This is a genomic window from Kribbella rubisoli, assembly GCF_004217145.1.
Taxonomy (GTDB): domain Bacteria; phylum Actinomycetota; class Actinomycetes; order Propionibacteriales; family Kribbellaceae; genus Kribbella; species Kribbella rubisoli.
In genome coordinates, this window is the sequence record NZ_SHKR01000013.1 from 901,961 (window position 1) to 928,248 (window position 26,288).

Sequence of the window (26,288 nt, forward strand, 5' to 3'; positions counted from 1 at the left end):
AACGACTCTGCCGCGGGGCCGGGCAGGCCCCGCGACAGAACAGGTCAGTTGGACGCGAGACCGATGATGTAGAACAGCAGGCCGAGGCCGGTCAGCGCGGCTCCGCCGATCCAGGCGACCTTGGCCAGCGTGTCCGAGCGGCCCTGCTCACGGAACTTGCCCTGAGCAATCAGCCCCAGCACGATCGAGGCCGGCGTACAGATCACCAGGCAGACGATGCCGATGATCGCCAGCGTCTGCGGGGTGTTGTTCTGCGGCACGGCGCCGGCGCCGTACCCGTAACCGCCCTGCCCGTACGCGCCGTACTGGCCAGGCTGCTGACCGTAGGCACCCGGCTGCTGCTGGCCGTAACCGCCCTGCTGCTGGCCGTACTGACCCGGTTGCTGCTGGCCGTAGCCGGGCTGCTGCTGTCCATATTGACCAGGCTGCTGGCCGTACTGCCCCGGCTGGCCCGGGTACTGCGGCTGGCCGTACTGCCCCGGCTGCTGCTGACCGTACTGGCCGGGCTGGGGCTGACCGTACTGCCCCGGCTGCTCGGGCTGGCTCGGCTGCTGGGGCTGGCCGTACGGATTCGGCTGACCGTACTGGCTCGGCTGTTCACCCGGGGTCTCGGGAGTGTCCTGCGGCCGGTTCTGGTCGTTCTGGTCGTCGCCGGGAGGTGGCGTCGGAGTGCTCACCGCGGTTCCCTTCTGAGAACGTCGAGGAATCTCCGAAGGCTATCTTTTCCACAGGTTCGCGGTCACGTCCCCACACCGGTCCCTCGAACCCTTAGGGTCTCGTCTGTGACTGAGACCCCTCGTGAACCCGCGCCCGGGCAGGGCCCTGGCGGCGATCCCGACCGCCATCTCCCGGTGCAGTACCCGACGCCGCCCACTTTCGAGGCCGCCCCACCAGCCCAGCCCGGTCCGTACGGGATGCAGCCGGGCGCGTTCCCGCCACCGGTCGGCGGCCCGTACCAGCCGCCGCAGCCCCAGCAGCCGCTGATCGCGTTGCCCGCCGGTCCGGTGCTGGTCACGATCGGCGACATCTCCGTGGAGCAGCAGCGGATCGTCACGCCGGCCGGCGTACTGCCCACCCACGGGACGAACTGGTCGGCGATGGACATGTCGCGGACCGAGGAGAAGATCCCCGGCTGGGCGATCGTGCTGGCGATCATCTTCGCGCTGGCCTGCCTGCTCGGCCTGCTTTTCCTGCTCTGCAAGGAACGCAAGACCACCGGCTTCGTCCAGATCACCGTGCAGAACGGCAACCGCACACACAACACCCACGTCGGCGTGACTTCGCCGCAACAGGTGGCCGACGTGCTTGCCCGGGTCAACTTCGCCCGTTCGCTCTGCGTCTGAAACTCCGACGGCCGCCGCGACGAACCTCGTCGCGGCGGCCGGCAGCAAACCGTCGTACGGCGGATCAGCCGAAGCGGCCGGTGATGTAGTCCTCGGTGGCCTTCTCCGTCGGGTTGGAGAAGATCTGCTTGGTCGGGGCCATCTCGATCAGCCGGCCCGGCTTGCCGGTCGCGGCCAGGTTGAAGAACGCGGTCTGGTCCGAGACCCGGGCCGCCTGCTGCATGTTGTGCGTGACGATGACGACCGTGAACTGGTCCTTCAGCTTCTCGATCAGGTCCTCGATCGCCAGCGTCGAGATCGGGTCCAGGGCCGAGCACGGCTCGTCCATCAGGATCACCTCGGGCTCGACCGCGATCGCCCGGGCGATGCAGAGCCGCTGCTGCTGACCGCCGGACAGGCCCGCGCCGGGCTTGTCGAGACGGTCCTTGACCTCGTTCCACAGGTTCGCGCCGTGCAGGGACCGCTCGACCACCTCGGTCAGCTTCTTGCGGTCCTTGACGCCGTTCAGCTTCAGGCCGGACGCGACGTTGTCGAAGATCGACATCGTCGGGAACGGGTTCGGCCGCTGGAACACCATGCCCACCACGCGGCGGACTGCCACCGGGTCGACGCCGGAGGCGTACAGGTCCTGCTGGTCCAGCATCACCTTGCCCTCGACCCGGGCGCCGGGGATCACCTCGTGCATCCGGTTCAGGGTCCGCAGGAAGGTGGACTTGCCGCAGCCGGACGGGCCGATGAACGCGGTGACCGAGCGGGGCTCGACCGTCATCGACACATCCTCGACGGCCTTGAAATCGCCGTAGTAGACGTTGAGGCCGCTGACCTCGATGCGCTTAGCCATATCGACTCAGAACCTCTCAGACTATTTCGACTTGATGGCGCTGAACCGGGCGACGAGCCGGGCCAGCACGTTGAGGACAAGGACCAGCAGGATCAGCGTCAGCGCGGCCGCCCAGACCCGGTCCGCGGCCGGCTGCAGCGCCAGCTCGGTCCGGTCCTGGTTGATCATCGTCGGCAGCGCGCCCATGAATCCGTTGAACGGGTTCAGGTTGATGTTCTTCGAGTAGCCGACCAGGATCAGCAGCGGCGCGGTCTCACCCATCACGCGGGCCAGACCGAGCATCACGCCGGTGACGATGCCGCCGAACGCGGTCGGCACGACCACCTTCATGATCGTCTTCCACTTCGGCACCCCGAGCGCGTACGACGCTTCGCGCAGTTCGTCCGGCACGAGCTTGAGCATCTCCTCGGTGGATCGCAGTACGACCGGGAGCATCAGCAGCACCAGGGACAGCGACACCGCGAAGCCGACCCGGTTGAAGCCGAAGATCGTGATCCAGACCGCGTAGATGAACAGCGCGGCGACGATCGACGGGACACCTGTGAGGATGTCGATCATGAAGCTGACCACCCGGGCGGCCCTGGTGCCCTTGCCGTACTCGACCAGGTAGACCGCGCCGAGGACGGCGATCGGCACTGCGATCAGGGCGGTGATCAGCGACATGATCAGCGTGCCCATGATCGCGTGGTACGCGCCGCCGCCTTGCCGCCGGACGGTGATGCCGCGCTGCGACTGGCTCCACCAGTCCGCGTTCAGCAGCAGGTGGTAGCCCTTGCTGATCACGGTCCCGAGGATCCACAGCAGCGGGATCATCGCGATCAGGAAGGCCAGCACGATCAGCACGGTGGCCAGCGTGTTCTTGAAGGCGCGGGCTCCGGACTTCCCGGTCAGATCCAGCGCCTGACCGTCGTACGCCGGCTTGTTCTCAGTGATGGCGGTCATGACGATGCTCCTTGGGCTGCACCGGCGCGGCGGTTGCGGCGGGGGCGCTTACCGCCGGGGGCGCTGCGGTCGACGATGATCCGGGCCGCGGAGTTGACCAGGAACGTGACGACGAACAGGACCAGGCCGGCCGCGATGTAGGCGCCGGTCTTCTCCGGCGAGTCGAACTCGGCGGCGTTGTTGGCGATCTTCGACGCGAACGTCTCGCCGCCGGCGAAGATCGACGAGTTCCACGGGTCGTTGCCGTTCGGCACCGACAGGATGATCAGTACGGCGACGGTCTCGCCGAGCGCGCGGCCGAGGCCGAGCATCGACGCGCTCACCACGCCGGAACGCCCGTACGGCAGGACCGACATCCGGATCATCTCCCACTTGGTCGCGCCGAGTGCCAGCGCGCCCTCACGATGCGAGATCGGCGTCTGCGCGAAGATCTCCCGGCTGATCGCGGTGACCACCGGCAGGATCATGATCGCCAGTACGACGGACGCGGTGAAGACCACGCCGACGTTGTCGCCCGGCGGCTTCTCGAACAGCGGGATCCAGCCGAGCACGTCGGACAGGCCGTTGATCACCGGCAGCAGGATCGGGGCGAAGAACATGATGCCCCACAGGCCGTAGATGATCGACGGCACCGCGGCCAGCAGGTCGACGGCGTACGCGACCGGCTGGGCCAGTCGCTTGGGGGAGTAGTAGGTGATGAACAGCGCGACGCCGATCGCGATCGGGACCGCGATCAGCATGGCGATGATCGAGCTGATCACGGTGGTGTAGAACATCGCCGCGATGCCGAACCGGGGCTGGTCGCCGCCGGGCTCCCAGATCCGGGAGAACAGGAAGCTGCTCTTGTCGTCGGCCAGCGACGGGATCGCCAGCGCCAGCAGGAAGATGCCGACGAACGCGACGATCAGGACCACCAGGCCGCCGGAGCCGCGGGCGAAGGCGCTGAAGAGGCGGTCACCGAGGTGACCGACCGGGCCCAGGTCCATCTTCTTCTCGGGCTCCGCCGGGACGGCGGTGGACGCGGCCGCGGATTCGGTGCCGGACTCGGTCATCACTTCGGCGGGCTGCGCCGCTTCGTGTTCGGCGTGTTCCTCGGCCAGGTCCTCGAACCGCGGGGTCGGTCCCGCGTCCTCGTGGACCAGATCTTCGATCGTGGGTTGTTCCTGTCCGGCGGCCGTGCCGTCCGGCCGGTCGGGCGGTGCCGTGCCGTCTGGACTACTCATCGATGGTGCTCCAAGCGCCTGGGTCGTGAATCTGTCACGTCTGGATCTGACGAGGCGAGCCCCGGCCGTCCTCCGATGAACAATCGGACCGCCGGGGCTCGCATCACTTACTGCTTCGAGGTCAGCTGATCGCCTGGATGGCGGCGTCGACCTTCGTCTGGATCTCGGCCGGGAGCGGCGCGTAGTTCAGGTCGGTCAGGGAAGCCTGGCCGTCCTTGCTGACGAAGTAGCTCAGGAAGCTCTTCACCAGCGCGGTCTTCTCGGCCGGGAGGCCCTTGGTGCAGGCGATCTCGTAGGTGACCAGGATGATCGGGTACGCACCCGCGGCCTTGGTCGCGTAGTCCAGCTTCAGCGCCAGGTCGGACCCGGTGCCGGCCGGCTGCGCGGCGGCCAGGGCCTTACCGGCGGAGTCGGCGGTCAGCTCGATCGGGGTGCCCGAGCCGTTGTCGATCTGCGCGATGGTCAGCTTGTTGTCGACCGCGTACGACCACTCGACGTAGGTGATCGAGTTCTTGGTGCTCTTGACGCCCTCGGCGACACCAGCGGACTTCTCCTTGCCGGCGCCGGTGCCGGTCCACTTCTTGGCCGGCTCACCGGTCCAGGCGCCACCGCCCGAGGCCTTCAGGTACTTGGTGAAGTTCTCGGTGGTGCCGGACTCGTCCGAACGGAAGAAGACCGAGATCGGAGCCGACGGGAAGGTGACACCCGGGTTCAGCTTGGCGATGGCCGGGTCGTTCCAGGTCTTGATGGTGCCCTGGAAGATCTTCGCGGCGGTCGGGCCGTCGAGGACGAACTTGTCGACGCCGTCGACGTTGATCGCGATCGCGACCGGGCCGATCACCATCGGCAGGTCGATGGCCGGGTTGCCACCGCAGCGCTTGGTGGCGGCGGTCATCTCGTCGGGCTTCAGGGCCGAGTCGGAGCCGGCGAAGTCGACCTGGTTCGCGTTGAACTGCTTGACGCCCGCACCGGAACCGGTCGGGTTGTAGTTCACCGTGACGTCGGCGCACTTCTCGTTGTACTTGCTGATGACCTCGTCGATGGCGTTCTTCTGGGCCGAGGATCCCTCAGCGTTCAGAGTGCCCTGCGGGCATTCCGCACCGGCGGACGACGTCGAGGAACCGGGGCTCGAGGAGCCGGACGGCTCGGGGTCACTGCCACAGGCGCTCAGAGCGAGGACGCCGAGGGATGCCACGGCGACGGAGCCGACGCGGAGCAGGCGATTGACGGACACGAGAATGTTGCCCTTCTGCGGGAATCAGACTTCTTGAACTTCCACAGACGGTAGGGAGGGCAAGTGACCGAGCGGTCCGTCACTGGTGAACGAGCGGTGAACGGTTCCGGTAGCGTGTGCGACGCCTGGCATGCCGACAGGCAGCCATTAGGTGAACTGAGTTAAGAGCCGTCACACTCTGTCGATGTAAACGGCTGTTGGCTCACGTTGCGGTAACGCTCAGCGCACTGTCAACGTGAACGATCGACTGCCCGTCGTCTGGATCGGCAGCCCGTAATACGTTCATCCCCGGGACGGCAACACGGTACTGCGTGGTCGTGCCGCGCCCGGCAGCCCGGACGTACATCGTTGCCTTACCTTTAGCAACCGGCCGCCGACCGCAGCGCACGGCGGAGGTGGGGTCAGCTGGAGAAGTCCTCCGGGGCGACGCTGTCCAGGAACTGGCGGAAGCGTTCGAGCTCGGCCTGTTCCTCTTCGGGGGTGGCGATGCCGGCTTCGCGGAGCACCTGTTCGGTACAGCGGATCGGCGTACCGAGGCGGACTGCGAGTGCAACCGAGTCGCTCGGTCTGGCGGACACGCGGGTGCCGTTGGCAAGGACGAGTTCGGCGTAGAAGACGGCGTCGCGCAGCTCGACGATCTCGACTGCCTCGATGTGTACGCCGAACGCCTCGATCAGGTCGCGCATCAGGTCGTGGGTGAGCGGCCGCGAGGGGCGCAGGCCCTGCTCCTCGTACGCGATCGCGGTTGCTTCGACCGAGCCGATCGAGATCGGCAGGTAGCGGTAGCCCTCGGTCTCGCGCAGCATCATCACCGGGGCCCGGTTGGGCGATTCCATCCGGATCCCGATCAGTGTCAGTTCTCGCATCATCGTCATGGTGCGCCCCGAACCTCTCCTCAGACCGGCACCCGGTGGGGCGCCGGTTCCTCGGGTAGGAACATACCCGTCACCTCTAGTGTCACCCGGCCGCCCCGTCGGCTGTGCCTGGATCGTCACCGAGCCGTGTCGCAGAGCTACGGCGGACCGAAGCGTTCATGCACCAGCCGGCCGTCAGCAAGCCGGTGCGCGACCAGGAACGACCCGGTGGAGAACTTGCCCACCTTCAGCCCCAGCTCCCGGGACAGCGCAGGCAGCACCGGCCGGTGCGAGCAGATGACGGTCACCTTGCCCGGTCGCCACACCCGCTCCGCCAGGCCGCGCAGTCCGTCCGGATCAGCGTCGTACCCACGCTCGGAGATCTCCGGCCAGAGGTGTATGTGCCGGTCGATAGAGGCGGCGTACGGCGTCACCGTGGCGGCACAGCGCTCCGCGTCGCTGCTGATGATCCGGTTGGCGCCCAGAGCAGCCAGTACGTCGGCCAGCCGCTCCGCAACCGCCTCACCGTTGCTGGTCAGCGGGCGGGCCGTGTCCTTGCCGTCCCAGTCCTTGCGCTTCACCGCCTCCGCGTGCCGAACCACCACCACTGTGGCCACCACGGGCACCGCAGGCTCCAGTGCGTCCAGGATGTCCACGTCACGCGGGTAGCTGAGCTTGTTGCGGGCCTTGTCGACCGGGAGCCAGCTGATTTCGTCGACTTCGTCGTTCGGCTCGAAGTCGCCCTCGTTCAGCGGTACGGCGGACCAGTAGTGGACCAGCTTGTCGGCGGTCCCGCCGTTCTTGCGGACGGCGTACCGTTGCACGCCGAGCGGTGGACCGAGCAGGACCTGGATTCCGGTCTCTTCCTCGATCTCCCGGCGCGCTGCGAGCAGCACGTGCTCATGTGCGGTCAGCTTGCCCTTCGGCAGGGACCAGTCGTCGTACCTGGGACGGTGCACAAGCAGCACCTCACGGGTGTCGCGGCGCTCCCGCCAGACGACACCACCCGCGGCGATAACAGTCGCCGGGTTGCTCATACCTTCACCTTAGGAAGTGTGCTCCGTCGGCTAGCTGATGGGGTCGATCGCCCGGCGGCGTCCGCGTGTCGCGATCAGGCGTTCCTGCAGGTCGCGCAGCGGCTGCCCGTCCGGTCCGTTCAGCTGCGGCTGCCAGGTGTCGTCCGCCTGCAGCCACCAGGAGCCGGTGGTGTCATCCATCGCCAGGTCGAACATCTCGCCCAGCTCGATGACGTGGTCCGGCTCCTTCAGCTGCACGAGCACCTCGACCCGGCGGTCCAGGTTGCGGTGCATCAGGTCGGCCGAGCCGATCCACACCTCCGGCTCGCCGCCGTTCTCGAACAGGAACACTCGGCTGTGCTCGAGGAACCGGCCCAGGATGCTGCGGACGCGGATGTTCTCCGACAGACCCGGTACGCCGGGACGCAGCGTGCAGATGCCCCGGATCCACAGGTCGACGGGTACGCCGGCCTGTGACGCCCGGTAGAGCGCGTCGCACAGGGCCTCGTCGACCAGGCTGTTCACCTTGTAGCGGATCCGCGCGGGGCGGCCGGCCAGGTGATGCTGCACCTCGCGGTCGATCCGCTCGACAAGCCCCCGCCGTACCGACTGGGGCGCGACCAGGATCCGCCGGTACCCGGCGCTGCGGCCGAAGCCGGACAGGTGGTTGAAGAGCAGCGCGACGTCCTCGGTGACCACCTTGTCGCTGGTGAGCAGGCCGAGGTCCTCGTACAGCCGGGCGGTCTTCGGGTGGTAGTTGCCGGTCCCGATGTGCGCGTAGCGGCGCAGGCCGTCGGGCTCGTCGCGGACGACCATCGACAGCTTGCAGTGCGTCTTCAGGCCGATCACGCCGTACACGACATGACATCCGGCGTGCTCCAGCTGACGGGCCCACTTGATGTTGGCCTGCTCGTCGAAGCGCGCCTGGATCTCCACCAGCACCAGGACCTGCTTGCCCGCCTCGGCCGCGTCGATCAGTGCGTCGACGATCGGCGAGTCACCGCTTGTCCGGTACAGGGTCTGCTTGATCGCCAGCACGTGCGGATCGGCGGCTGCCTGCTCGATGAAGCGCTGGACGCTCGTCGAGAACGAGTCGTACGGGTGGTGGACCAGCACGTCGCGCTGCTTCAGCGCGTGGAACATGTCGGCCGGGTTAGCGGTCTCCACCTCAGCCAGGTGCGGATGCGTCGACGGCACGAACCCGGGGTACTTCAGCTCGGCCCGGTCAAGGCTGGCGATCGTGAACAGACCGCGCAGGTCCAGCGGGCCGGGGAGCTCGAACACCTCGGACTCGGTGACGCCCAGCTCGGACAGCAGCAGCGCGCGCACCTGCGGGTCGATCGACTCCTCGACCTCGAGCCGGACCGGCGGACCGAACCGGCGGCGCAGCAGCTCCTTCTCGAGCGCGGCCAGCAGGTTCTCCGCGTCGTCCTCTTCGACCTCGAGGTCCTCGTTGCGGGTCACCCGGAAGGTGTGGTGCTGGGTAACCTCCATACCCGGGAACAGCTGGCCCAGGTGGGTCGCGATGACGTCCTCGAGCGGTACGAACCGGCCCTCGGCGACCTTCACGAACCGCGGCAGCAGCGGCGGCACCTTGACCCGGGCGAAGTGCTCGCCGCCGGTATCGGGGTTGCGGACCACGACCGCCAGGTTGAGGCTCAGGCCGGAGATGTACGGGAACGGGTGCGACGGGTCGACCGCCAGCGGCGTCAGCACCGGGAACACGCGGTCGCGGAAGAAGCGGGTCATGTCCTCGCGCTCGGTGTGCTGCAGCTCGTCCCAGCGGAGGATCTCGATGCCCTGGTCGACCAGCGCCGGCTGGACCGACTTGCGCCAGGACTCGGCCTGGCGGTCCATCAGCTCGCGGCTCCTGGCCAGGCTGCGGTCGAGGACCTCGCGGGGGAGCAGACCACTGGCCGCCCGCACCGCGACGCCGGCCGCGATACGACGCTTCAGACCGGCAACCCGGACCATGTAGAACTCGTCCAGGTTGCTGGCGAAGATCGCGAGGAACTTGGCCCGCTCCAGCAGCGGGATCCGATCGTTCTCGGCGAGCTCCAGGACGCGCTGGTTGAACGCGAGCCAGCTCAGCTCCCGATCGGAGAACCGGTCAACTGGAAGATCGCCGGCCGCACTGATGTCGTACGGCGGCTCGACGTCGTACTCCCGGTTGTGGGATGCCAGCAAGTCTCCAGCCACGCCGTCAAGCATCGCATCCTTTGGTGAACAAGGGGTAGCCGTCCGCGAGTTGGCAGATGTGACGTTTTCGTGGCCCGTTCGTTGCCTGCGGACCGCTTCTGGGGCCGGCTGTTGCTAGCGTCACTCCTTGTGAACTCACGACTGGATTCGGTACTGCGTGACACGGTGACCGGTTTGCAGGCCAACTCCCTGACCCCGCTGTACGCCCTGCCCGCGGCCGTCCGGCGCCGCCTGGCGGGCGCACCGATCCAGATCGACGGCAACCTCCTCGACCCCGACCTCCAGCTGCTCCTCCGGGTCGACAACCTGTTGCCTCGCACAACCAAGACCGACGCGGCCACCGCCCGCGCCCGCTTCCGCAACCTCTGCAAACTGATCCAGGGCACACCCGCCGAACTACAACGAGTAACCGACCTGACCGTCCGCGGCGCCGATGGCCAGTTGGGCGCCCGCCTGTACATCCCGCGCGATGCCGGCCGGGGTCTGCTGGTGTTCTTCCATGGCGGCGGCTGGGTCGTCGGCGACCTCGACACCCACGACGGCCTCTGCCGCGCGATCGCCGCCGACGCCGGGATCCGCGTCCTCTCCGTCGACTACCGCCTCGCCCCCGAAGCCCCCGCACCGACCGCTGCCGAGGACGCGATCGCCGCCTTCACCTGGGCCGTCGAACACGCCGACGACCTGGGCGTCGATCCAGCCCTGGTCGCGGTCGGCGGCGACAGCGCCGGCGGCAACCTGGCCGCCGTAGTAACCCAGCAGACCGTACGCCGAGGCCTCCCGCACCCCGCCCTCCAGGTGCTCCTCTATCCGGCCGTCGACCTGGTAGCCCGCCGCCCCAGCCGAGACCTCTTCTCCGAGGGCTTCATCCTCAGCGAGAACGACATCATCTGGTACCGCGACCACTACACCCCCGACCCCACCATCCGCCCCGACCCGATCGTCTCCCCCATCCGCGCCGACGACCTCACCGGCCTCCCACCCACCTACCTCACCACCGCCGGCTTCGACCCCCTCCGCGACGAAGGCCTCGAATACGCCCAAGCCTTACGCGCCGCCGGCAACCCGATCACCCACATCCCCCACCCCACCCTCTGCCACGGCTACGCCAACCTCCTAACCGTCCCCGGCAAAATCCCCCAAGCCCAAACCCACCTGACCAACCACCTCAGATCAGCCCTGCACTAAGGCTGATTGCTCAGCGGCCTGGGTCGACGAGGACGGGAACGGCTTCGCGTGGATAACGCGGTGAGGGGCCAGGAGCCGCCCGGCTGGGGGGTTAGAGGCTCGGACGGCTCCTGGCTGGTGGTGGGACGGGTGGGGGCGGGGGGTTATGACGCGAAGTGAGGGGACGACTTCGGTGTGAGGTCGTTCACAGGACTGTCAGGCGGAGGCGCGCCGGGGTCAGGCGGGGGCGTATTGGACGTCCAGGGCGGCTGTGGTGAAGGCGAGGGAGGTGTAGAGGGATCGGGCTGCGGTGTTGGTGCCGTCTACGTAGAGGACGATGGAGTCGAGGTTTCGGTCGTCCTGTAGGTGGTGGAGGCCCTGGAGGGTAAGGGCTTTGCCCAGGCCGGAGCCTTGGTGGCTAGGGGAGACACCTACTACATAGACCTCGCCTATGCCGTCCTCGACCTTCGTCCAGTGGAAGCCGGCCAGGGCGCCAGTCGTCGAGTCGACGGCCAGGAAGAAGCCGTTGGGGTCGAACCACGGCTGCTGGATTCGCTCCGTCAGGTCCTCCGCGGTCCAGCTGCCCTGCTCCGGGTGGTCGGCGAAGGCCGCCGCGTTGACCGCTAGCCAGGCGGCGTCGTCCTGCCCGGGGACAAACGTTCGTACGGCGATCCCGTCCGGCCACACCGGTTCGGGCAGCGAAGCCCTGGTACGGCGGAGGAAGTAGAGCTCTCGGGTTACCTCAAGGCCGAGCCGCCGGGCCAGCTGGTCCGAGCCAGGTAGACGTCCGTGGGCCCAAACGCGAGTGCGGGAACCGCCATGGTCGAGCAGCATGCGCAGGAGCGCCGTACCGAAGCCCCGCCGACGGGCCGAAGGGGCGACGACGAGTTCGGCGGAGCCGTCGGGGGACAGGGCGGCGTACCCCACGAGGTTGCGGGCGCTTTGCAGGCCGGTGACCTCGATGGTGCCCGGTTCGCCTTCGTACGCGAGGACGTGGACGTCGCCGGAATGTTCGCCGTCGAGGTGGAGGAGGGTGCGTTCGGACAGCGGGTTCACGCCGTCGCTGTGTGCTGCGGCGCGAGCGAGTTCCGTGACGGCGGCGGCGGTGGCCGAGGGCAACGGTGAGGGTACGGCTTCGAGGGTCACCGGAACACAGTAAAAGAGTTCAGCTGAGTTCATTCTCAGGTTCTGGAAAGAGGGTTTGCTGCTCAGGTAACTTCAGCGAACCCACCAACCAAGACAACGGAGTAGACATGGCGCTGACAGGACGAGACAAAGCGCGGCCGGGGGGACGGCGGGCGGTCGGACTGCTCGCCGCCGGGACGGCCGTTGTGCTCGCCTTGGCCGCGGGGGGATCCGTGAGCCAGGCCGCCGGTACGACGGGGCAGGAGTCGCAGTCCGCCGTACAGGCGAAGAAGCCGAAGCCGACCCACACCCAGATCCAGCTGCTCGCGATCAACGACTTCCACGGCAACCTGGAGCCGGCGACGGGTTCGGGCGGCAACATCAACGGGATCCCGGCGGGCGGCGCGGCGTACCTCGCGACGTACCTGAAGGACCTGCGGGCCGCCGCGAAGGCGAAGGGCCAGGACTCGGTCACGGTCGCTGCCGGTGACCTGATCGGCGCCTCGCCGCTGCTGTCGGCCGCGTTCCACGACGAGCCGACGATCGAAGCGCTGAACGGAATGGGACTCGAGGCTGCTTCGGTGGGCAACCACGAGTTCGACGAGGGCTGGCACGAACTGCTCCGGATGCAGACCGGCGGCTGCCTGCCCGACGGAGACGGGCAGAACAACCAGAACTCCTGCCCGGACCCGAAGCACCCGTTCACCGGCGCCAAGTTCAAGTACCTGTCGGCGAACGTGTTCTTCACCAACACCCAGAAGACCCTGTTCGCGCCGTACACGATCAAGACGTTCGCGGACGGCCAGAAGGTCGGCTTCATCGGCATGACGCTGGAGAACACCCCGAACATCGTCACCAAGTCCGGCGTCGACGGGCTGACCTTCAAGGACGAGGTCGAGACCGCGAACGCCCTGGTCCCGGTGCTGAAGAAGAAGGGCGTGAAGTCGATCGTCGTGCTGCTGCACGAGGGCGGTTTCCCGGCCGACCCGAAGGCGTACAACAGCTGCCCGGGCATCTCCGGCCCGATCGTCGACATCAACGCCGGCCTGGACCCGGAGATCGACGCGATCATCTCCGGCCACACCCACACGGCGTACAACTGCTCCTTGACGGACAAGGCCGGTAAGCCGCGGCTCGTCACCAGCGCGTCGTCGTTCGGCCGGCTCGTCACCGACGTCCGGCTGAGCATCGACAACGCGACCGGCGACGTCGACCGGGTGAACACGCTGGCGAACAACCAGATCGTCACCCAGGACGTGGTGCAGGACCGTAAGACGGCCGAGCTGATCGCGAAGTACAAGACACTGGTCGCGCCGATCGAGACCAAGGTCATCGGCCACATCACCACCCCGTCGGTGGTGCGGACGAACGACGACTCGCTCGAATCCCCGCTGGGCAACCTGATCGCCGACGCACAGCTGGCGGACCCGTCGGTGGTGTCCGGCGGGAAGGCACCGGTCGCAGCGTTCATGAACCCGGGCGGTATCCGTGCGGATCTGGCGTCGACCGGCGGTGCGGTCACGTTCGGGCAGGCGTTCACCGTGCAGCCGTTCAACAACTTCCTGGTCTCGATGGACATGACCGGGGCGCAGATCAAGACGCTGCTCGAGCAGCAGTTCTCCGGGGTGAACGGTCCGGATGCGCCGAAGTTCAAGGTCCTCCAGGTCGCGGGCATCACCTACACCTGGAACCCGGCGGCCGCGGCGGGCTCGAAGATCGTGGCCGGCTCGATCAAGATCGGCGGGCAGCCGCTGGTGGACGGTACGTCGTACCGCATCGTCACGAACAACTTCCTGTCCGACGGCGGCGACGGCTTCCCGGCCTTCACCACCGCGACGAACAAGGTGTTCGGCGGCCTCGACATCGACGCGTTCGCCAGCTACCTGACCGCGCACGACCCGTACACCCCGGTCGCCACCGACCGGATCTCCATCGGTTCCTGAGCCGCGCCGAGAGCCGGTACGTCGCGCACCCTGCGCGGCGTACCGGTTTTTCGTCCTCACCGACCTTCCTGGTACCTTGCGTGCTCAGGCACTTACGGAAGGTGAGTGAATGGCGCACGTTGCTCCGACCTCACATCGACGGGCCCCTCGCGCGTCGCATCGTGGGCACCGCAGCGGTGATGCAGGTGACGGATCGGTCCGGACCGGCAGCTGGCTCGGACTGGCTTTCGCGTTCGTCGTCGGCTGGTTGCTGACGCTGCAATCGCACGTCGGCGTACACGCGGCCGGCGTCACGTTGCTGGTGATGCTGGTGCCGGTCACGGTGGGGACGTTCGTGGCGGGGTTCCGGCAGGGCGTGGGGTCCTGGAAGGCGGCGCTGTGCGCGTTGGCCGGGCTCGCTTTTACGCTGCTGAAGTTCTTCTTCTGAGGACTGAGCCGAGCTCAGGCCTTCGCCTCGGCAGGCTCACGGTTGGTCGGCGGTACGACGAAGCGGTAGCCGACGTTCCGCACGGTGCCGATGAGCGACTCGTGCTCGGGGCCGAGCTTCGCGCGCAGGCGGCGTACGTGGACGTCGACGGTCCGGGTGCCGCCGAAGTAGTCGTAGCCCCAGACCTCCTGGAGCAGCTGCTCGCGGGTGAACACGCGGCCCGGGTGCTGCGCCAGGAACTTGAACAGCTCGAACTCTTTGTACGTCAGGTCGAGCGCCCGCCCATTGAGCTTCGCGGTGTACGACGCCTCGTCGATCACGACGTCGCCGCTGCGGATCAGCGTGGACTCGGGCTCATCGTTCCGCGTCGCGGCGAGACGTCCGATGACGAGTCGCAACCGCGCCTCGATCTCGGCCGGCCCGGCGGTGTCGAGCAGTACGTCGTCCGCGCCCCAGTCGGCGTTGACGGCGGTCAGACCGCCCTCGGTGACGACCAGGATGAGCGGTACGTCGATGCCGGTGGTGCGGATCAGCCGGGAGGCGCTCCGAACGGCGACCAGGTCGCGGCGGGCGTCAAGCAGCACCGCGTCCGCGTCGGGCGCGTCGATCAGCGCGGCGACCTCGGGCGGCAGGATCCGGATCTGGTGCGGGAGCAAGGCGAGCGAGGGCAGGACCTCGGTGGAGGCCTGCAGCGCGTTCGTCAGCAGAAGCAACGTGCTCACGCTGTCTCCTCGTGCTGATCATCGGATCCTGGGGGTGCGATCCGGTCCTCGTGCACGTCAGGCCCCGACGGCGTCGTTGCCGGGGGCCTCAGACACACTGGGCATAACAGCAAGCTGACATAATAGCCGAAGACTTAACCGATTAGTGAGGCGCCGACCAGATGCCGGAAGTCACCATCAGGTACTTCGCTGCCGCGCGTTCAGCCGCAGGGGAGTCTTCGGCGACCGCCGAGGCGGGCTCGATCCGCGACCTGGTCAGCACCGTTTCGACCGACCGGCCCGAGCTGGCGCGGGTCCTGTCGATCTGCACCTTCCTCCTGGACGGTGAGCGTGCAGACCCGGCCACGCCGCTGCAGCACGGCGCCCTGGTCGACGCGCTGCCACCCTTCGCAGGCGGCTGACCAACCCGGCCGGGAAGAGCTTCCCGAGAGGTAGATTCGCCGCGTGGCGATGGAGTCGGGGACGCTACTCACTACGGTGGGGCGGGCGGGGGTCCTGTTCGGCAAGGCCTGGCCGCGCCTGTACGTCGCCATGTTTCTGGTACTGCGTGGTGAGCTGCCCTTCCATCGGCGGGCCGTTGCCGAAGGCATCCTTGCGCCGGACGGCGTGGAGCCTGGCAACGAGCACAAGCCGCTCGATGCGCTCGCTGCTCCCGTTCCTGGCGTTCTACGCGGCGTACAAGTTCCTGCCGCTGATCGACCACGTCCGCAATGAGCGCCCGCGCACCTTCAGATCCTGGAACTCCGGGAGCTCTTCCGGCTCTTCTTGTTCCGACCCCCCGCTCCCCGTTTCCTGCACGCCGGAAGCGTAACCAGCCAGAGGGCCCTCAGTCGTCCGGGCGACCGCGCAGGCGCTTGGTCTGGCCGCGGCGCTTCTTGTCGTCCAAGCGCCGACGTACCGACGCTTTACTCGGCTTGGTGGGCCGCCTCTTCCGGGGCGGCGGTGCGATCGCTTCACGCATCAGCGCGACCAGCCGCTCCCGCGCAGCCTCCCGGTTACGCCACTGCGACTTGTACTCCGAGGCCGCGATCGTCACGACCCCGTCCACCAACCGCGACTGCAGCCGCTCGAGCGCCCGCGCCTTCAGCACGTCGCTCAACGCCGACGTACCCGCCACGTCGAAGCTCAACTCGACCCGGCTGTCCGTGGTGTTCACCGACTGTCCGCCCGGCCCACCCGACCGCGAGAACCGCCACGCCAGCTCCCCCTCAGGAATCACCACCCCGGCCCGCACCACCAACCCAATCTCCACGAGCCCAATTAAGTCAGAATCCGCAGGTGAACGCGCGGCCGTTGCGTTCTCAGTGGGTGGAACGGGTGGTTGAAAGGTGGATGAGGGGTCGTACCTTGGGTAACTGTGAGTCTTGGTGTGTGGGTGCTGGTCGGGGCTGTGGCCGCCGGCGTGGTGCTCAGTGCGCTCAAGGCTTGGGTTGACGGGCGGTTTCGTGGGAAGAGCGAGGACGACGTGGAGCGGGTGACGGCCGCGGAGGTCGGTGGGGAGCTCGGGGAGCGGGCGACCCTGCTGCAGTTCTCGTCGGCGTTCTGTGCGCCATGCCGGGCCACCCGGCGGACGCTGGCCGAGGTCGAAGGCATGGTCGACGGAGTTCGTCACGTCGAGCTGGACGCGGAGTCCCACCTCGAGCTCGTACGCCGGCTCGACATCCTGCGTACGCCGACCACGCTGGTGCTGGACAGCACCGGAGCCGTGGTGAAGCGCGCCAGCGGAGCACCCCGCAAGCCCGACGTGATCGCCGCGCTGGCGACCGCGATCGACCGCCAGGCGAGCTGACCACCGTCCGGTACGTGCCACCGAATGGCGCTTGCACCTGCGCGTAAGCAAGACTCTCCAGGTGAGCTCTCCATCCGGTTGGTACGACGACCCCGCGGACCCGACCCAGCAGCGGTACTGGGACGGCAGCACCTGGACCGATCAGCGCCGCGCGCAGCAGGGCCCACCGCCGTACGAGGGGCAGTTCGGCACCGGACCGGAGTACGGCCAGGCCGCTCAGCACGGCCAGGTGTACGGCGGTGGCGCTGCTCCGAGTGAGCCGACCCGTCCGGCCCAACCGCAGTACGGCCAGTACGCCCCGCCGCAGCAGCCTCAGCAGCAGCAGTACGGGCAGTACGGGCAGTACGCCGGACCGCAGCAGCCGCAGTTCGGCCAGCAGTACGGCCAGCAGCCGCAGTACGGCCAGCAACCGCAGTACGGGCAGCAGCAGGGTTATGGGCACCCGCAGCAGCAGGGCTATGGCTACCCGGGCAAGCGTCCGCACACCACTCCGGACGGTCAGCTGCTCTCGGGCTGGTGGCGGCGGGTGTTCGCGCGCATCATCGACTCGATCATCGTCGGCATCATCGGGCTGCCGCTGACCGGCTACTTCTACTACCAGTACTCACAGGTCCTCTGGGACTACTTCAAGTCCACGATGGACGCAGCCGAGGCCGGCACCCCGACGACCACCACCACATTGCCGCCCGAGGTCTACAAGTGGATGATCCCGGCGGTCCTGATCGGTCTCGTGGTGTCGTTCGCCTATGAGTACCTGTTCCTGACCAAGAAGGGCGCCACCCCGGGCAAGATGGCGCTCGGGATCGCGGTCCGGCTGCGCGAGGTCCCCGGCAACCCGCCCGGTGCGGCGGTGGCGAAGCGGTACGGCTTCGAGATGGGGCTCAGCGTCCTCGGCCTCATTCCGCTGGTCGGCACGCTGGCCGGCTTCATCGCGCTGATCAACTACCTCTGGCCGCTCTGGGACGACAAGAAGCAGGCGCTGCACGACAAGGTAGCGGCAACGAACGTCGTCCGTGTCTGATATCACTATGTGATCAGTTGTCTCATGTAATGGGACCACGGTCGGCAGGCCCGGCCGGGTTCCGTACGCTCGATCCGTGGTTTACACGACATGGCTGACGAAGCGCAGGGCAGTGGACAACTGCCGGGTGCGCTCATCGCTGTGTCGACGCCGCTGACCAGGCGGCGTCCCGAGCGCTGCGGAACCGGTCGCTGAGCACGGTTCCGCGTACGTCGCCTCCCCGCATACCCGGGCGGGTCCGGCTCGACAGCCCTCCTCCTCGCAGGAGTCGTCATGTCCGAATCATCGGCGGCACAGAAGGTTGATCCCCGCGGACTCCGGTTCGCCGCGGGGGTGACCACGGTCGTCCTGGCGTTGACGCTCGTACTGAACAACCCGTGGCCGCTGGCCGTGCAGGCCGTGGTGTTCGCGATCTCGGTCGCGTTCGGCGTGCAGGCCTCGCCGTACGGGCAGTTGTTCAAGCGGCTGATCCGGCCCCGGATCGGTCCGCCGCAGGAACTGGAGGACGCGGCCCCGCCGCGGTTCGCCCAGCTGGTCGGCCTGGTCTTCGCGGTCGTCGGTCTGATCGGGTACCTGACCGGTGTCACCGTGCTGGGCGTGGTCGCCACCGGATTCGCCCTGGTCGCCGCGTTCGTGAACGCGGCCGTCGGGCTCTGCCTCGGCTGCGAGGCCTATCTGCTGATCCACCGCATTCGTACGCCAACCACCGCTACCAACTGAGAGGCAGCACACATGAGCAGGGAATCCGCGCTCGTCTCGGCCGACTGGGTCGAGGAGCACAAGAACGACGACGGCGTTGTCCTGATCGAGGTCGACGAAGACGTCTCGGCGTACGACGCCGGCCACATCGCCGGCGCGATCAAGCTGGACTGGAAGGACGACCTGCAGGACGCGGTCCGTCGCGACTTCGTCAACCAGGAGCAGTTCAGCGCGCTGCTGTCCGAGCGCGGCGTGAAGAACGACGACACGGTCGTGCTGTACGGCGGCAACAACAACTGGTTCGCTTCCTACGCGTACTGGTACTTCAAGCTCTACGGCCACAGCGACGTCCGTCTGCTCGACGGCGGCCGCAAGCGCTGGGAGCTGGACAGCCGCGAGCTGACCGACGAGGTCGTCAAGCGCGACGCGACGGAGTACGCCGCGAAGGCGCCGAACCTGGACATCCGCGCCTTCCGCGACGAGGTCGGCGAGGCCATCGGCGTGAAGAACCTGGTCGACGTCCGCAGCCCCGACGAGTACGCCGGCCGGCTGCTCGCCCCGGCCCACCTCCCGCAGGAGCAGGCCCAGCGTGCGGGTCACATCCCGACCGCGGCGAACATCCCGTGGAGCAAGGCGGCCAACGACGACGGCACGTTCCGCTCCGACGACGAGCTGAAGACGCTGTACGCCGACGCCGGCGTGGACTTCGGCAAGGACACGATCGCGTACTGCCGCATCGGCGAGCGCTCGGCGCACACCTGGTTCGTGCTGCACGAGATCCTCGGCCAGGAGAACGTGAAGAACTACGACGGTTCCTGGACCGAGTGGGGCTCGCTGGTCGGCGTACCCGTTGCCCTCGGCGACGAACCCGGAAAGGCCTGACACATGTGCGGAGCAACGAAGGGCGGCCTCGACCTCAAGGGTGTCGACGTCGACAAGGAAGCCGTGATCCAGGGTCAGGTGCTGCGCGGCGACGAGCCGGTCGGCGGCGCGTACGTGCGGCTGCTGGACTCCACCGGTGAGTTCACCGCCGAGGTGCCGACGTCGGCCACCGGGCACTTCCGGTTCTTCGCGGCGCCCGGCAGCTGGACGCTGCGGACGCTGGCCCCGAAGGCCGACCCGGTCGACCGCCAGGTGGTTGCGCAGTACGGCGAGGTCGCGGAAGTGGCCGTCACCGTCTGAGCACTCGGTCGTTACACAAGGTGCCACCACCACCCATCGGTGGCCCACCCTGAAGTAAGCACGAAGGGCCCGGACCTTGCGCGTCCGGGCCCTTCGGCATGCCCGGGATCGCTTACGGCGCAGGGATTTCCGGTCATCGCAGCCGAGTTACGGGTCGGCGGGGGAAATCTCGTGGGGCGAGCAGCAATGTAACGGTTAGGTCTCAGAGCGCGGTCGGCTCGTCACCTACCGCAATCGGCTGAGTTGTGTCTGTGTCCTGACCCGCGCTTCGGGTCACGTCATCACTCAGGGAGGAGGGGTCAATGCGACCCCGCATCGGATACAAGAAGCTCGCTGCCGTCGGAGTTGCGGCGGTTGTCGGCGTAGCTTCTACGATCGCGCTGACCTCGGGTTCGGCGTCCGCCTCGCCGGTTTTCGGATACAGCGGTTACTCGTACGGCACCGACGTCGAATCCGGCCTGGCGAACAGCGGTCCGCAGGTCATCAGCAAGTTTGGTTGCACCACTGACGCCACCAAGCACGACAAGAACGACCTGTCCACGGCGAACGTGAACAACCAGGCGATCGCACGCTCGGTGAAGACCGACACGCACGCGTTCAACAACAAGGGCGGGACGGGCGTCACCAGCACCGCGACGGCCGCCGACATCCGCGTCGGCAACCTGCTCACGCTGACCGGCGTGAACACCACGACGACGGCCAGGTACTACAAGGGCCAGCTGTCGTACACCGGCAACACCACGTTCGCGGGCGTGAAGATCGGCGCGATCTCGGTGCCGTCGCTGCTCAAGCCGAAGTGGAACACCAAGATCGCGGTTCCGGGTCTCGGTTACATCGTGCTGAACCGGGTCGGCGGCGTGAAGACCGCTTCCGGTATCTACTCCTACGCGCAGGCCGTTGTGCTGCACGCGACGGTGAAGAACCAGTACATCCCGCAGGGCGTCGACGTCGCGGTGCTGAAGACCCGCGCGGAGATCTCGAAGCCGGCGACCGCACTGGTCATCGGTGACGCCTTCGGTACCAAGGCCACGGCCGACAAGCTGGTCGTCTCCGACGCGACGTCCCTTCAGACCACCTGCCAGGGCACTGAGGGCAAGACGGTCCGGGTCGCGGTCGGCGAGCTGAACATCCCGAAGGTTGCCTACGTCGGCGGTGTCTACACCACCAAGAACGGCGCCATCGGTGCGAACAAGTCCTACATCAACTTCACCTCGCACGTCGCGGGCGTGAAGGTGGGCAGCCTGTCCATCGGCGCCATCGAGTCCTCCGCCTCCGCGTGGAAGACCAAGGACAACAAGGCCGGCGTGAGCTCGTCCTCGACGATCGCGTCGATCCGGGTCGGCGGCAAGTCCTACGCGGTTCCGACCGGCGAGAACAAGACGCTGAACATCCCCGGGGTGGCGCGGCTGACCTTCAACCAGGTCATGCGGCAGAAGCGGTACATCTCGGTGAACGCGCTGGTGATCGACGTCTACAGCCTGAACACCAAGGTTGTCGTCGGCCACTCGGCCGCGGGCGTCGTCAGCTGATATTGGCAGACGCCATCTGAGTCGAACCTCACCGGCCCAGAGCACACCGGCCCCCGGATCCCGCACGGATCCGGGGGCCGGTTCCTTTATGCGTCCAGGATGAGAGTTACCGGGCCGTCGTTGGTGAGGGTGACGTCCATGTGGGCGCCGAAACGGCCGCGTTCCACCTTGGCGCCGAGGGCCTCGAGTGAGTCGCAGAAGTTGTTGTAGAGCGGTTCCGACACGGGGCCCGGGGCCGCGTTGTTCCAGGACGGGCGGCGGCCCTTGCGTGTATCGGCGTACAGCGTGAATTGGCTGATCGCGAGGATCGGGGCGTGCTCGTCGGCGGCCGAGCGTTCGCCGTGGAGGATGCGGAGGGTCCAGATCTTGGCGGCCAGCGCGGCCGCCTTCTCGGCGGTGTCGTCGTGGGTGACGCCCAGCAGGACGAGCAGTCCGGGCTCGTCGATGGCTCCGACCACCTCGCCGTCCACGGTGACCGACGCCCGGCTGACTCTTTGTACTACGGCTCTCATGGGTCCATCCTCCCCTGCCGGAGATCGTCCGGTGATCGGACCTCACAACCGGCAAATATCCGCTTTCATGACCGATCTGGCAGGATTCGTCCATGGCGTCGACTCTGATCACTGTTGCTCCCACCGGTGCCGAGACCGCGAAGGCGGACTGCCCGGCGTTGCCGACCACGCTCGACGAGCTGGTCGAGACCGCGAAGCGGTGCGAGGCCGCCGGAGCGGCGATGATCCACATCCACATCCGCGATGGGGAGCACAAGCCGACCCTCGACCTCGGCCGGCTGACCGAGACCGTCGCCGCGGTCCGGGAGAACACCGCGCTGATCGTGCAGCTCTCCACCGGCGGCGCGGTCACCGATCCGTACGATCACAGGCTGCGCGTGCTCGACGCCGTACCAGACTCCTGCTCGCTGACCATGGGCACGGTCAACTTCGGCGACGACGTGTTCATGAACCCGTGGCCGTTCGTCACCCAGCTCTACCAGCTCACCCAGGAGCGCGAGATCGTGCCCGAGTTCGAGCTGTTCGACCTCGGCCATGTCGCTGCGCTGCACCGGCTCCTCGGCAAGTACGGCCTGCCGTACGGCGGACGCGTGCACTGCGACCTGGTCATGGGCGTCCCCGGCGGCATGCCCGGTACGGCGGACGCGCTCGTCGCGGCCGCCAACGCGTTGCCGTCGAGCGTCACCTCATGGTCCGCCACCGGCATCGGCCGTACGGCGCTCACCGTCGCGCTGGCCGCTCTGTCGAAGGGCGGCAACCTCCGCGTCGGCATGGAGGACACGCTGACGCTGGCGAAGGGACAGCCGGTCACTCACAACGCGGAGCTCGTCGAACGCGCCGCAAACCTCGCCACGCTCGCCCAACGACCGCCGATGTCGCCGGACGAAGCGCGTTCCCTGCTGAACGTGAAGCGATGAAGTAGCCGACGATTCCTGCTGCGACGATCGTTGCCTCCAGCAATAACCAGTCGCGGAGGTAGTCGCGGGGGAGGACCGTCGGGTTGGGGCCCTTGCCCTGGCGTAGCAGCAACGGCGCCGCGATCAGGCTGGTGATGCCGACGTACAACAAGGTCGTCCGGATGGTGCCTACGGTCCGATGCCCGTCCGGCCTGCTCGCCCACCGCGTCACCAGCCAGCCGGCGGTGACGGTCAACGGCACCAAGAAGAAGTCGTCCGCCAGGACCGCCCCACCCAGCCACAGGGGCAACCGGACCAAGCCGTGGACGTCGACGGTGGTGGCCAGCTTCCAGACACCCCACAGGCCTAGCAGCACGCCGGCGCCGGCCAATCCCCTTCGGATCTTCATGCGATGACCTCCAGCCGATGGACCCATTTGGTTTGGAGTACGCCGGGGCGGTTGGGCGCGATGATCCGCGCCGGGAACCCGTGGTCCAGCGCTAGCTCCTCACCGTTGAGCCGAAGTGCCAGCAACGTCAGCGGATCGGCTGCGAACTGTTCCGGCAGCTCACTCGTCGCGTAGAACCCGCCCTTCTCCATCGACACCACCCGCACGCGTGAGTGCGCCGGCGCACCACACAGCTCGAGCAAGTCGCGGATCCGCACGCCTTCCCAGCGCCCGCCCTGGCTCCATCCCTCCACACAGGCGATCGGCAATGCCGAGCGACTCTGCGGAAGTTGCTGGAGCTCGTCGAGGCTGAGCGAGAGCTCCTGTGGTCCTTTGATCGTGAAGCGCCAGTTGTCGTCGACGCTGGTGACGCCGGCCGCGTCCGCCGTACGGTTGACCGGCAGCCCTTGTGGGCCGATGTTCGGCTTGCGTGGCGCGAGTACAGCGATCGGGCCGAGCGCCGGCGCTGATTGGCCGACCGAGGTGATGCCTACCAACGCGGCGGCGCCGGCGACCGTACGGAACAGGCCGCGGCGGGTGAGACCGGAGATTGCCGGGGGCAAGGAGTTCGGCACGATCTCGGCGATGCGCCGCCAGTTTGCCCGGATCAGCGGGAGCTTGACGGCGATATGTACGAGGAGCGCCCCGACGATGATCCAGGCGAGCGCGTAGTGCGTCTGGCGGAACGGGAACGGCCAGGGATACCACTGCAGTGTGTTGAGGAATCCGATGAACAGCTCGAGCGCCATCGCCGAGACCAGCACCAGGATCGACGCTCGCTCGAGCATCGTCTCGAGTGCCTTGCGGCTGGGCGGCCATGGAAGCTTCGCGAACAGCTTCGGGTAGACCGTCCACAACTTTGCCAGCAGCAACGGGACGGCAATGGTCCCGCTCAGTACGTGCAGGCCCTGCGTCACGCGGTACAGCGTGGCGGGACGGCTCGGGATGGGCAGCCAGCCCGGGGTGTCCTGCTGGAAGTGGCTGTACAGCCCGGTCAGGAAGCAGACCACGACCGCGGTCCCGAGCCAGCGGCCGATCACCGTCGCCACCCTCGGGTGGTGCAGGGACGACGGGAACGACTTCTCGGTCGGCGGCGCCGGCAGCTTCATGTTTCCACTACAACCCCGCCGGGGACGTCTGTACGGCGTACACCGGTTACTGCTCGCGAACGGCGTATTACTGGTCGCTCACGAGTTGCGCAGGGAACAGTTATCCACAGGTCTGCGTCTGTACGGCGGATGGTGATACCGATCGGGGCATACTCTGAGCGAACTGATCGGCGGCTTGAGTGATTTCCGGGCGGACTGATCCCTCTTGGCGGACGGGGCGAAAGGAGTGAGGCGGAGTGAAGACGCAGGAGCGGTCGTCCGAGGATGACGAGCGTGCGATGGCGGATCTGGCCGAGGTCGCGGACTGGCGATCGGTCTGGGGCCCGCCGGACACCGGCATGGACGCGATCCGTGCACTGGTGAACCGCGTTACCGCCGCCACTGGCTGGCGTCCGTGGGCGCCGGGCAACATCGACCCCGATCGGTACACGTGGGGTTTGGTGACCCAGCGCGAGACGGTGATGCTCGTGTTGCCGGACGCTGTGCTTCCGGAGAGCCCGCGGAGCGGCTGGTCGGCGTACGACGTCGCCTCCGGTGAGCTGCCTCTGGTCGAGGAAGGCCTCGACGAGCACTGGCCCGGTCAGCTCGAGCTCGCGCGCCGCTACTGGGGACCCCCGGTCTTCGTCGGGCCGGGCGCCGATCTCCGCGTTCCGCCGGAGTGGCGCGGCCGCCGCCGGCACCTGGCCGTCTGGCTGCGCCCGGGAGCCGAGATCCACCTGTACGCGTCCCAGCCGGGCCCGGACGACACTGCCGCCGGATTCGGATACTCCGTCTACGCCAGCGAGGTGGCCTGATGGCCGAGGAAGAAAGCGCGGAACATTACCTCCAGGTGATGGCCGGCCATGCCCGCCAGCTCTGGCAATGGTTGCGGGGAGCCGAGCAGCGCGTCCGGCAGATGTTCAGCAACCAGCAGCGTCGTCGAATCATGATCGAAGGCGGGAACTCCCGGCGGAACTGGGACCGCGATCTGGACGTGCAGACGCGGGACATCGACCCGCGCGACCGCACCCGGACACTGGAGAGCGCAGCCGACGCGCAACTGCGGGAAGCGCGTGCCCTTGAGGAGGGCAACCGCGACCTCGAGGTGCAGCGACAAAGTCTTCAGCAAGAGGCGGACGCCTCTGCCGAACGCCTCCGTCAGCAGGAAGCCCAGCTGAACGAGGCCCGCGACCGGGACGCCGCCGAGAAGCAGATCGATGCTAACGACAACGACAAACCCGACTGGGAGGACCGCGAGGACGAGGCCGTCCAGCAGAACGAGGACGAGGAACTCACTGACGACGTCCAGGATCGTCAGGACGAGCAGGCTCGCGAGGACGAGGCGAAGCGCAAGCAGGAGGAGGACCGCCGCCGCGACCAGCAGCGCGAGGACGGCGTCGACGCCGCAGACGCTGTGCCGGCAGCCGTCGGTGCAGCCGAAGCCGCCAGCGCCCTCGACAACGAGCTGAACGAAGACCGCGCCGGCGACCTGCAGGACCCAGCCGCCCAGGCCGAGAACCTGCAGCAAGCCGAGACAGATGTCGCCGAGCAGGAGCAGCTCAACCCAGGCACAGCCGAGCAGTCCGACCTGCAGCAGCAGGACCCGGCAGCCCAGGCCGAGAACCTGCAGCAAGCCGAGACAGATGTCGCCGAGCAGGCCCAGGTCACCCCGGGCGCAGCCCAGCAGGCCGGCCTCGACACGGACCCCCAGCAGAACAACCAACTCCTCGACGGGGACGGCGCCCTCCGCGACTCAACGATCGGCGCCGAGCCCCAACAGCAAGACCCGGACCTCGCCCAGACCGGCGAGTTCGTCGATCAGGACGGCGCCGTACGCAATCAGACGATCGGTGCTGAGGATCAGCAGCAGGACACGGATCTGGCCCAGGGCGGCGAGTTCGTCGATCAGGACGGCGCCGTACGCAATCAGACGATCGGTGCTGAGGATCAGCAGCAGGACACGGATCTGGCCCAGACCGGCGAGTTCGTCGACCAGGACGGCGCCGTACGCAATCAGACGATCGGTGCTGAGGATCAGCAGCAGGACACGGATCTGGCCCAGGGCGGCGAGTTCGTCGATCAGGACGGCGC

Annotated in this window: 29 protein-coding genes; 16 read left to right on the forward strand and 13 right to left on the reverse strand. The window is 67.7% G+C overall.

Annotation, left to right across the window (positions count from 1 at the left end; all coding sequences use genetic code 11):
• Positions 1 to 44: 44 nt before the first annotated feature.
• Complete coding sequence (locus EV645_RS42340) at positions 45 to 677, reverse strand: hypothetical protein (RefSeq protein WP_198681814.1); 633 nt, start codon at positions 675 to 677, stop codon at positions 45 to 47.
• Between the two features lie 105 nt (positions 678 to 782).
• Here EV645_RS42340 and EV645_RS24485 point away from each other — a divergent pair, with 105 nt between their 5' ends.
• Positions 783 to 1,343, forward strand: a complete 561-nt coding sequence (locus tag EV645_RS24485; protein ID WP_198681815.1) for a hypothetical protein — start codon at positions 783 to 785, stop codon at positions 1,341 to 1,343.
• Positions 1,344 to 1,407: 64 nt separating this feature from the next.
• On the opposite strand, the gene pstB is transcribed toward EV645_RS24485, so the two are convergent.
• The 7 genes from pstB to EV645_RS24520 form a co-directional block, all read right to left on the reverse strand.
• A complete protein-coding gene (pstB, locus tag EV645_RS24490; protein ID WP_130446274.1) occupies positions 1,408 to 2,184 on the reverse strand; it encodes a phosphate ABC transporter ATP-binding protein PstB in 777 nt (258 codons plus the stop codon).
• 21 nt (positions 2,185 to 2,205) lie between these two features.
• The gene (gene pstA / locus EV645_RS24495; RefSeq protein WP_130446275.1) at positions 2,206 to 3,126 is read right to left on the reverse strand and encodes a phosphate ABC transporter permease PstA; all 921 of its coding nucleotides are present in this window, start codon (positions 3,124 to 3,126) and stop codon (positions 2,206 to 2,208) included.
• Positions 3,123 to 4,112: a phosphate ABC transporter permease subunit PstC gene (gene pstC, locus EV645_RS24500; RefSeq protein WP_422386642.1), complete on the reverse strand. Its 990-nt coding sequence runs from the start codon at positions 4,110 to 4,112 to the stop codon at positions 3,123 to 3,125. The genes pstA and pstC overlap by 4 nt, the downstream gene beginning before the upstream one ends.
• A 358-nt stretch (positions 4,113 to 4,470) precedes the next feature.
• Positions 4,471 to 5,583, reverse strand: coding sequence for a phosphate ABC transporter substrate-binding protein PstS (pstS, locus tag EV645_RS24505; protein WP_130446276.1), 1,113 nt, complete (start codon positions 5,581 to 5,583; stop codon positions 4,471 to 4,473).
• A gap of 401 nt (positions 5,584 to 5,984) precedes the next feature.
• Positions 5,985 to 6,458 (reverse strand): bifunctional nuclease family protein, encoded by a 474-nt coding sequence (locus EV645_RS24510; RefSeq protein ID WP_130446277.1) that lies wholly within the window; start codon positions 6,456 to 6,458, stop codon positions 5,985 to 5,987.
• A gap of 137 nt (positions 6,459 to 6,595) precedes the next feature.
• Positions 6,596 to 7,474 carry an NUDIX hydrolase gene (locus EV645_RS24515; protein ID WP_130446278.1) on the reverse strand — a complete coding sequence of 293 codons (879 nt, stop codon included), beginning with the start codon at positions 7,472 to 7,474 and terminating at the stop codon, positions 6,596 to 6,598.
• Between the two features lie 30 nt (positions 7,475 to 7,504).
• Positions 7,505 to 9,664 carry an RNA degradosome polyphosphate kinase gene (locus EV645_RS24520; RefSeq protein WP_130446279.1) on the reverse strand — a complete coding sequence of 720 codons (2,160 nt, stop codon included), beginning with the start codon at positions 9,662 to 9,664 and terminating at the stop codon, positions 7,505 to 7,507.
• 117 nt (positions 9,665 to 9,781) lie between these two features.
• On the opposite strand from EV645_RS24520, the gene EV645_RS24525 reads away from it, so the two are divergent.
• On the forward strand, positions 9,782 to 10,837 hold the full coding sequence (locus EV645_RS24525) for an alpha/beta hydrolase (protein ID WP_242000624.1): 1,056 nt from the start codon (positions 9,782 to 9,784) through the stop codon (positions 10,835 to 10,837).
• A gap of 216 nt (positions 10,838 to 11,053) precedes the next feature.
• Here EV645_RS24525 and mshD read toward each other — a convergent pair whose 3' ends face one another.
• Complete coding sequence (gene mshD / locus EV645_RS24530) at positions 11,054 to 11,962, reverse strand: mycothiol synthase (RefSeq protein ID WP_198681817.1); 909 nt, start codon at positions 11,960 to 11,962, stop codon at positions 11,054 to 11,056.
• Between the two features lie 107 nt (positions 11,963 to 12,069).
• On the opposite strand from mshD, the gene EV645_RS24535 reads away from it, so the two are divergent.
• Positions 12,070 to 13,884, forward strand: a complete 1,815-nt coding sequence (locus tag EV645_RS24535) for a bifunctional metallophosphatase/5'-nucleotidase (RefSeq protein WP_130446281.1) — start codon at positions 12,070 to 12,072, stop codon at positions 13,882 to 13,884.
• A 109-nt stretch (positions 13,885 to 13,993) separates the two neighbouring features.
• Positions 13,994 to 14,311 carry a hypothetical protein gene (locus EV645_RS24540; protein ID WP_130446282.1) on the forward strand — a complete coding sequence of 106 codons (318 nt, stop codon included), beginning with the start codon at positions 13,994 to 13,996 and terminating at the stop codon, positions 14,309 to 14,311.
• A gap of 14 nt (positions 14,312 to 14,325) precedes the next feature.
• Here the strand turns inward: EV645_RS24540 and EV645_RS24545 are convergent, their stop codons facing one another.
• Positions 14,326 to 15,033, reverse strand: coding sequence for a response regulator transcription factor (locus tag EV645_RS24545; protein WP_130446283.1), 708 nt, complete (start codon positions 15,031 to 15,033; stop codon positions 14,326 to 14,328).
• Between the two features lie 161 nt (positions 15,034 to 15,194).
• Here EV645_RS24545 and EV645_RS24550 point away from each other — a divergent pair, with 161 nt between their 5' ends.
• Positions 15,195 to 15,434 carry a MoaD/ThiS family protein gene (locus tag EV645_RS24550; RefSeq protein WP_130446284.1) on the forward strand — a complete coding sequence of 80 codons (240 nt, stop codon included), beginning with the start codon at positions 15,195 to 15,197 and terminating at the stop codon, positions 15,432 to 15,434.
• A 43-nt stretch (positions 15,435 to 15,477) separates the two neighbouring features.
• A complete protein-coding gene (locus tag EV645_RS24555; RefSeq protein ID WP_198681818.1) occupies positions 15,478 to 15,747 on the forward strand; it encodes a hypothetical protein in 270 nt (89 codons plus the stop codon).
• Between the two features lie 112 nt (positions 15,748 to 15,859).
• Here EV645_RS24555 and arfB read toward each other — a convergent pair whose 3' ends face one another.
• The gene (arfB, locus tag EV645_RS24560; RefSeq protein WP_130446285.1) at positions 15,860 to 16,285 is read right to left on the reverse strand and encodes an alternative ribosome rescue aminoacyl-tRNA hydrolase ArfB; all 426 of its coding nucleotides are present in this window, start codon (positions 16,283 to 16,285) and stop codon (positions 15,860 to 15,862) included.
• A gap of 105 nt (positions 16,286 to 16,390) precedes the next feature.
• Between arfB and EV645_RS24565 the strand changes: the two genes are divergently transcribed.
• From EV645_RS24565 to EV645_RS24590, 6 genes are all read left to right on the forward strand, one after another.
• Positions 16,391 to 16,822, forward strand: a complete 432-nt coding sequence (locus EV645_RS24565; protein ID WP_130446286.1) for a TlpA family protein disulfide reductase — start codon at positions 16,391 to 16,393, stop codon at positions 16,820 to 16,822.
• Positions 16,823 to 16,883: 61 nt separating this feature from the next.
• On the forward strand, positions 16,884 to 17,843 hold the full coding sequence (locus tag EV645_RS24570) for an RDD family protein (RefSeq protein WP_198681819.1): 960 nt from the start codon (positions 16,884 to 16,886) through the stop codon (positions 17,841 to 17,843).
• A 273-nt stretch (positions 17,844 to 18,116) separates the two neighbouring features.
• Positions 18,117 to 18,563, forward strand: a complete 447-nt coding sequence (locus tag EV645_RS24575) for a DUF4395 domain-containing protein (RefSeq protein WP_130446288.1) — start codon at positions 18,117 to 18,119, stop codon at positions 18,561 to 18,563.
• A 12-nt stretch (positions 18,564 to 18,575) separates the two neighbouring features.
• Positions 18,576 to 19,424 carry a sulfurtransferase gene (locus EV645_RS24580; protein WP_130446289.1) on the forward strand — a complete coding sequence of 283 codons (849 nt, stop codon included), beginning with the start codon at positions 18,576 to 18,578 and terminating at the stop codon, positions 19,422 to 19,424.
• 3 nt (positions 19,425 to 19,427) lie between these two features.
• A complete protein-coding gene (locus tag EV645_RS24585) occupies positions 19,428 to 19,724 on the forward strand; it encodes a DUF1416 domain-containing protein (protein WP_130446290.1) in 297 nt (98 codons plus the stop codon).
• Positions 19,725 to 20,026: 302 nt separating this feature from the next.
• Positions 20,027 to 21,253 carry a choice-of-anchor P family protein gene (locus tag EV645_RS24590; protein ID WP_130446291.1) on the forward strand — a complete coding sequence of 409 codons (1,227 nt, stop codon included), beginning with the start codon at positions 20,027 to 20,029 and terminating at the stop codon, positions 21,251 to 21,253.
• Positions 21,254 to 21,339: 86 nt separating this feature from the next.
• Here the strand turns inward: EV645_RS24590 and dtd are convergent, their stop codons facing one another.
• A complete protein-coding gene (gene dtd, locus EV645_RS24595; protein WP_130446292.1) occupies positions 21,340 to 21,765 on the reverse strand; it encodes a D-aminoacyl-tRNA deacylase in 426 nt (141 codons plus the stop codon).
• A 92-nt stretch (positions 21,766 to 21,857) separates the two neighbouring features.
• Between dtd and EV645_RS24600 the strand changes: the two genes are divergently transcribed.
• Both EV645_RS24600 and EV645_RS24605 read left to right on the forward strand, forming a co-directional pair.
• Positions 21,858 to 22,682 carry a beta-keto acid cleavage family enzyme gene (locus EV645_RS24600; protein WP_130446293.1) on the forward strand — a complete coding sequence of 275 codons (825 nt, stop codon included), beginning with the start codon at positions 21,858 to 21,860 and terminating at the stop codon, positions 22,680 to 22,682.
• A gap of 92 nt (positions 22,683 to 22,774) precedes the next feature.
• Positions 22,775 to 23,077, forward strand: a complete 303-nt coding sequence (locus EV645_RS24605; RefSeq protein ID WP_130446294.1) for a hypothetical protein — start codon at positions 22,775 to 22,777, stop codon at positions 23,075 to 23,077.
• Here EV645_RS24605 and EV645_RS24610 read toward each other — a convergent pair.
• Complete coding sequence (locus EV645_RS24610; protein ID WP_130446295.1) at positions 23,067 to 24,218, reverse strand: molybdopterin-dependent oxidoreductase; 1,152 nt, start codon at positions 24,216 to 24,218, stop codon at positions 23,067 to 23,069. The two genes, EV645_RS24605 and EV645_RS24610, sit on opposite strands and share 11 nt — an antisense overlap.
• Before the next feature lie 236 nt (positions 24,219 to 24,454).
• On the opposite strand from EV645_RS24610, the gene EV645_RS24615 reads away from it, so the two are divergent.
• Positions 24,455 to 25,012 carry a hypothetical protein gene (locus EV645_RS24615; RefSeq protein WP_242000625.1) on the forward strand — a complete coding sequence of 186 codons (558 nt, stop codon included), beginning with the start codon at positions 24,455 to 24,457 and terminating at the stop codon, positions 25,010 to 25,012.
• Positions 25,012 to 26,288: coiled-coil domain-containing protein (locus EV645_RS24620; RefSeq protein WP_198681820.1), on the forward strand; the 1,277-nt coding region annotated here is incomplete at its 3' end. The genes EV645_RS24615 and EV645_RS24620, both read left to right, overlap by 1 nt.

Coding starts and splice junctions, on each gene's coding strand:
- EV645_RS24550 (WP_130446284.1), top strand. CDS start 15,195: ATGCCGGAAGTCACCATCAGGTACTTCGCTGCCGCGCGTTCAGCCGCA.
- EV645_RS24600 (WP_130446293.1), top strand. CDS start 21,858: ATGGCGTCGACTCTGATCACTGTTGCTCCCACCGGTGCCGAGACCGCG.
- pstC (WP_422386642.1), bottom strand. CDS start 4,112: ATGGACCTGGGCCCGGTCGGTCACCTCGGTGACCGCCTCTTCAGCGCC.
- EV645_RS24585 (WP_130446290.1), top strand. CDS start 19,428: ATGTGCGGAGCAACGAAGGGCGGCCTCGACCTCAAGGGTGTCGACGTC.
- EV645_RS24540 (WP_130446282.1), top strand. CDS start 13,994: ATGGCGCACGTTGCTCCGACCTCACATCGACGGGCCCCTCGCGCGTCG.
- EV645_RS24580 (WP_130446289.1), top strand. CDS start 18,576: ATGAGCAGGGAATCCGCGCTCGTCTCGGCCGACTGGGTCGAGGAGCAC.
- EV645_RS24515 (WP_130446278.1), bottom strand. CDS start 7,474: ATGAGCAACCCGGCGACTGTTATCGCCGCGGGTGGTGTCGTCTGGCGG.
- EV645_RS24610 (WP_130446295.1), bottom strand. CDS start 24,218: ATGAAGCTGCCGGCGCCGCCGACCGAGAAGTCGTTCCCGTCGTCCCTG.
- EV645_RS24575 (WP_130446288.1), top strand. CDS start 18,117: ATGTCCGAATCATCGGCGGCACAGAAGGTTGATCCCCGCGGACTCCGG.
- EV645_RS24510 (WP_130446277.1), bottom strand. CDS start 6,458: ATGACGATGATGCGAGAACTGACACTGATCGGGATCCGGATGGAATCG.
- pstB (WP_130446274.1), bottom strand. CDS start 2,184: ATGGCTAAGCGCATCGAGGTCAGCGGCCTCAACGTCTACTACGGCGAT.
- EV645_RS24590 (WP_130446291.1), top strand. CDS start 20,027: ATGCGACCCCGCATCGGATACAAGAAGCTCGCTGCCGTCGGAGTTGCG.
- EV645_RS24520 (WP_130446279.1), bottom strand. CDS start 9,664: ATGCTTGACGGCGTGGCTGGAGACTTGCTGGCATCCCACAACCGGGAG.
- pstA (WP_130446275.1), bottom strand. CDS start 3,126: ATGACCGCCATCACTGAGAACAAGCCGGCGTACGACGGTCAGGCGCTG.
- dtd (WP_130446292.1), bottom strand. CDS start 21,765: ATGAGAGCCGTAGTACAAAGAGTCAGCCGGGCGTCGGTCACCGTGGAC.
- EV645_RS24535 (WP_130446281.1), top strand. CDS start 12,070: ATGGCGCTGACAGGACGAGACAAAGCGCGGCCGGGGGGACGGCGGGCG.